Genomic DNA, 2,346 nt, shown 5'->3' with positions numbered 1-2,346 from the left:
GGCGCACAGTGTGCGCCGGGGCCCGTTTCTGGCTCTGGGCTCAGTGGAAGCTGTCGCCGCAGGCGCAGGAACCCGTGGCGTTCGGGTTATCGATCGTGAAGCCCTGCTTCTCGATGGTGTCGACGAAGTCGATCACGGCCTCGGAAACGTAGGGCGCGCTCATCCGGTCGACCGCGACCCGCAGGCCGTCGAAGTCGCGGAACAGGTCGCCGTCGAGCGTGCGCTCGTCGAAGAACAGCTGGTAGCGCAGGCCAGCACAGCCGCCGGGCTGCACGGCGATGCGCAGGTGCATGTCGTCGCGGCCCTCCTGGTCGAGCAGCGCCTTCGCCTTGGCGGCCGCGGCGTCGGTCAAGGTCACGCCGTGGGTCTCCTCGGCGGTCTCGGCCGGGGCCGCACCGGTCTGCTCAGCGGTCGTCATGGCACTCCCTCTTAGGTCGAACTCGCTGCGGGTACATCTCGTGTCCTAGGCACAACACGCGACTCGCCCGATCTGTTCCCCTCCATCGTCGCATATGGAACGACCTGGTGAACAACGCCGTGACGCCTGCAATACCCTGGTGAGGTGAGGTTCCTGCGCCGAAGCACCACTGACCCCGCCGCCGAAGAGTCCGCGGCCGAGGCCGCCGACGTCGATTCCACGGTCACGAGCAAGTCGTACACGCCGGGAAAGGGCAAGGCGACGCCGAAGCGGCGCGAGGCCGAGGGGCGCAAGCGCGGACCGGTCGCGCCGCCGCCCACCTCCATGCGCGAGGCGATGAAGCACAACAAGGAGCTGCGCAAGGCCAACCCGGTCAGCAAGGAAGACCGCAAGGAAGCCGCCCGGCTGCGCCGCGAGCGGATGATGTCCGGCGACGACAAGTACCTGCCGCCGCGCGACAAGGGCCCGGTCAAGGCGTACGTGCGCGACCTGGTGGATTCCCGGCGCAACATCCTCGGCCTGTTCATGCCGCTGGCGATCCTGGTGTTCCTCGCGCTGCTGGTGCCCGCGCCGGCGGTGCAGCAGTACATCACCCTGGTCTGCATGGCGATGCTGCTGGTGATGGCCATCGAGGGTTTCGTGAACGGCCGCAAGATCTCGAAGCTGGTCCGCGAGCGCTTCCCGAAGGAACCGGCCACCGCGTTCCGCGGCGTCGGCTGGTACGCCTTCGTCCGGGCGAGCCAGATCCGCAAGCTGCGGGTTCCCAAGCCGCGGCTGAAGGCCGGGGACCCGATCCCGAACTGAGCCGTGCGGCACACAGGTCGTTAGCCTCGCGAACGAAACGTTTACGCTGTCGGCATGGAGTTTCGACGTCTCGGCCGCAGCGGCCTCAACATCAGTGAGATCTCCTACGGCAACTGGCTGACCCACGGGTCCCAGGTCGAGGAGGACCAGGCGCAGGCCTGCATCAAGGCGGCGCTCGACGCAGGCATCACGACCTTCGACACGGCTGACGTCTACGCCAACACCGCCGCGGAATCGGTGCTCGGGCGCGGGCTCAAGGGGCAGCGCCGGGAAAGCCTGGAGATCTTCACCAAGGTCTTCTGGCCGACCGGCCCGAAGGGCCCGAACGACAAGGGCCTCTCGCGCAAGCACATCCTCGAGTCGGCGAACGCGTCGCTCAAGCGGCTCGGCACCGACTACGTCGACCTCTACCAGGCGCACCGCTTCGACCGCACGGTGCCGCTGGAAGAGACGATGCAGGCGTTCGCCGACCTGGTCCGCCAGGGCAAGGCGCTCTACATCGGCGTCTCGGAGTGGAACGCCGAGCAGATCGCCCGCGGCGCGGCGCTGGCCCGCGAACTCAAGATCCCGTTCGTGTCGAACCAGCCGCAGTACTCGATGCTGTGGCGGGTCATCGAAGCGCAGGTCGTGCCCGCTTCCGAGCGCGAGGGCCTGAGCCAGATCGTCTGGTCGCCGGTGGCGCAGGGCGTCCTGACCGGCAAGTACAAGGTGGGCCAGCCGCTGCCGGCCGGTTCGCGGGCGACCGACGAGAACGGCGGCGCGAACATGGTGAAGCGCTTCCTCGACGAGAAGACCCTCACCGCGGTCGCGAAGCTGGAGCCGCTGGCGGCCGACGCCGGGCTGTCGATGGCGCAGCTGGCCGTCGCGTGGGTGCTGCAGAACCCGAACGTCGCGTCGGCGATCATCGGAGCCTCGCGGCCGGAGCAGGTCTACGACAACGTCAAGGCGGCCGGCGTGAAGCTCGAGCCGGAGCTGCTCACTGCGATCGACGAGGCGCTGGGCGACGTCGTGGTCACCGACCCGGCGCTCACCGTCTCCCCCTGATCACCGCAACAGGGTTCGCCCCGGCGAAAGTCCGTGAAGGGCTCCTTGAGGGAATCAGATTCCCTCAAGGAGCCCTTCAC

3 protein-coding genes are annotated in these 2,346 nt (G+C 68.2%); 2 read left to right on the top strand and 1 reads right to left on the bottom strand.

Going from position 1 to position 2,346, the window contains the following annotated elements:
* Positions 1–40: 40 nt before the first annotated feature.
* Positions 41–418, bottom strand: a complete 378-nt coding sequence (locus ACWGIC_RS44860) for a HesB/IscA family protein (protein ID WP_452082055.1) — start codon at positions 416–418, stop codon at positions 41–43.
* Positions 419–562: 144 nt separating this feature from the next.
* On the opposite strand from ACWGIC_RS44860, the gene ACWGIC_RS44855 reads away from it, so the two are divergent.
* Positions 563–1,222, top strand: coding sequence for a DUF3043 domain-containing protein (locus ACWGIC_RS44855; RefSeq protein WP_452082054.1), 660 nt, complete (start codon positions 563–565; stop codon positions 1,220–1,222).
* 54 nt (positions 1,223–1,276) lie between these two features.
* Positions 1,277–2,266, top strand: a complete 990-nt coding sequence (locus tag ACWGIC_RS44850; RefSeq protein ID WP_452082053.1) for an aldo/keto reductase family protein — start codon at positions 1,277–1,279, stop codon at positions 2,264–2,266.
* The last annotated feature ends 80 nt before the right edge of the window (positions 2,267–2,346 follow it).

The organism is Amycolatopsis sp. NPDC054798, assembly GCF_053611505.1.
Note: the sequence above shows the minus strand (reverse complement) of the source record. Positions and strands in the feature narration are given on the sequence as shown.